This window comes from Kineococcus glutinatus, from assembly GCF_039542765.1.
GTDB lineage: Bacteria > Actinomycetota > Actinomycetes > Actinomycetales > Kineococcaceae > Kineococcus_A > Kineococcus_A glutinatus.
In genome coordinates this window covers 1-2079 of record NZ_BAABIL010000886.1, presented here as the reverse complement: position 1 = coordinate 2079, position 2079 = coordinate 1, and the positions used below count along the sequence as shown (strand labels likewise).

The window sequence follows — 2079 nt, the reverse complement described above, 5'->3', positions numbered from 1 at the left end:
CGCGGTGCTGCCCCGGGCGCGCACCCGGGCCGGCTCCCGGGCCGGCACCGAGCGCACCGCTGCGCAGCGCGGCGGTCACGGGCGCAGGGGGCGGCGGTGAGCGTTCCCCCGGTCCTGCTCGCCGGGGGTGGCACCACGGGGCACGTCGCCCCGCTGCTCGCCACCGCCGACCGCCTGCGCCGCCGCGACCCGGCCGCACGCCTCCTCGTGCTGGGCACCGCGGAGGGGCTGGAGTCCCGCCTCGTGCCGCAGCGCGGCTACGAGATGGCCGTCGTGCCGCGGGTGCCGCTGCCGCGCAAGCCGTCGGTGGACCTGCTGCGCCTGCCCGGCCGGCTGCGGGCCGCGGTGGCCGCCGCCGAGCGGGCCATCGACGCCGTCGGGGCCGAGGTCGTCGTGGGTTTCGGCGGCTACGTCGCCACACCGGCCTACCTCGCCGCCAGGCGGCGGCGGGTGCCCGTCGTGGTGCACGAGCAGAACTGCCTGCCCGGCATCGCCAACCGCCTCGGCGCTCGGCTCGCGGCGCACGTCGCGGTGACGTTCGAGGGCACGCCCCTGCGGGGTGCCGTGCACGTCGGGATGCCGCTGCGCGCGGAGATCCGCGAGCTCGCCGCGGCCGGCGACCGCCCGGCCCGGCAGGTGGCCGCCCGCACCCGGCTGGGCCTGGACCCGCAGCGCCCCACGCTGCTCGTCACGGGCGGTTCCCTGGGGGCGCAGCGGATCAACGACGTCCTGGGTGCCGCGGCCGCCGACCTGCTGGCCACGGGAGCGCAGGTGCTGCACGCCAGCGGCCGCGGCAAGGCGGTGCCCCTGCCGGTGGGGACGGACCCGGCGCGCTACGTCGTGCGGGACTACCTCGACGCGATGGCCGACGCCTACGCCGCCGCCGACCTCGTGGTCTGCCGCAGCGGCGCGGGCACGGTGAGCGAGCTGACGGCCCTGGGGCTGCCCGCGGTCTACGTGCCGCTGCCCGTCGGCAACGGCGAGCAGCGGCGCAACGCCGAGCCGGTCGTGGCCGCCGGCGGTGGCCTGCTCGTCGACGACGCCCCGCTGGACGCGGTGTGGGTGCGCGCGCAGCTGCTGCGGCTGCTCGACGACGCCGAGCGGCTGCGCGGGGCGGCGCGGGCCGCGGCGGCGCTCGGTGTGCACGACGGTGACGAGAGGCTGGCCGACCTGGTGGTGGCCGCGGCGCGGGCGGGGGAGCGGGCGTGAGCACCACGGCGGGGACGGCCGGGCAGGACGTGGCGGCGCTGGGAGCGGTGCACCTGATCGGCGTCGGTGGTGCGGGCATGTCGGGCATCGCCCGGCTGCTGCTGGCCCGGGGGGCGGTGGTCTCCGGCAGCGACGCGCGCGACTCGGCCGTCCTGGACGACCTGCGCGCCGCCGGGGCCCGGATCGCGGTGGGGCACGACGCCGGCAACCTCGCCGGCGCCGCGACGGTCGTCGTCTCCTCCGCGGTGCGCGGGTCCAACCCCGAGCTGGTCGCGGCGCGGGAGCGCGGCCTGCGGGTGCTGCACCGCTCGGAGGCGTTGGCCGCGCTCATGGCGGGACGGCGGGCGGTGGCGGTGGCCGGCACCCACGGCAAGACGACGACCTCCTCGATGCTCGCGGTCGCCCTGCAGCACGCCGGTGTGGACCCGTCGTACGCCATCGGCGGGGAGCTGGCACCGGGGCAGCCGCTGCAGGGCCGCGGCGCCCGGCACGGTGGCGGGGACGTCTTCGTCGCGGAGGCCGACGAGTCCGACGGTTCGTTCCTGGCCTACTCCCCGGCCGTGGCCGTGGTGACGAACGTGGAGCCCGACCACCTGGACCACTACGGCACCGCGGAGGCGGTCGCGGAGGCGTTCGACCGCTTCGCGGCGCGGGTGGTGCCCGGGGGCCTGCTGGTGGCCTGCGCCGACGACCCCGGCTCCGCGAAGCTGGCCGCCGCGGTCGCGGCCGGCGGCGGCCGGGTGCTCACCTACGGTCGCGCCGCGGGGGCCGACGTCCGGCTCGCCGACCTGCAGCTGCGGGGCACCGGCAGCACCGAGGGCAAGCTCGGCGGTCAGGCCGAGGTGGCCGGGGTCAGCGGCACCTGGCGGC

General features: G+C 79.3%; 2 protein-coding genes. Both read left to right on the top strand.

Translation table 11 applies throughout. From position 1 onward, the window contains the following. Positions 1–96: 96 nt before the first annotated feature. Positions 97–1209 (top strand): undecaprenyldiphospho-muramoylpentapeptide beta-N-acetylglucosaminyltransferase, encoded by a 1113-nt coding sequence (gene murG / locus ABEB16_RS22355; RefSeq protein ID WP_345714350.1) that lies wholly within the window; start codon positions 97–99, stop codon positions 1207–1209. Beyond that, positions 1206–2079, top strand: an 874-nt coding sequence (locus tag ABEB16_RS22350; protein ID WP_425560297.1) for a UDP-N-acetylmuramate--L-alanine ligase, incomplete at its 3' end; no start/stop codon positions are given. The genes murG and ABEB16_RS22350, both read left to right, overlap by 4 nt.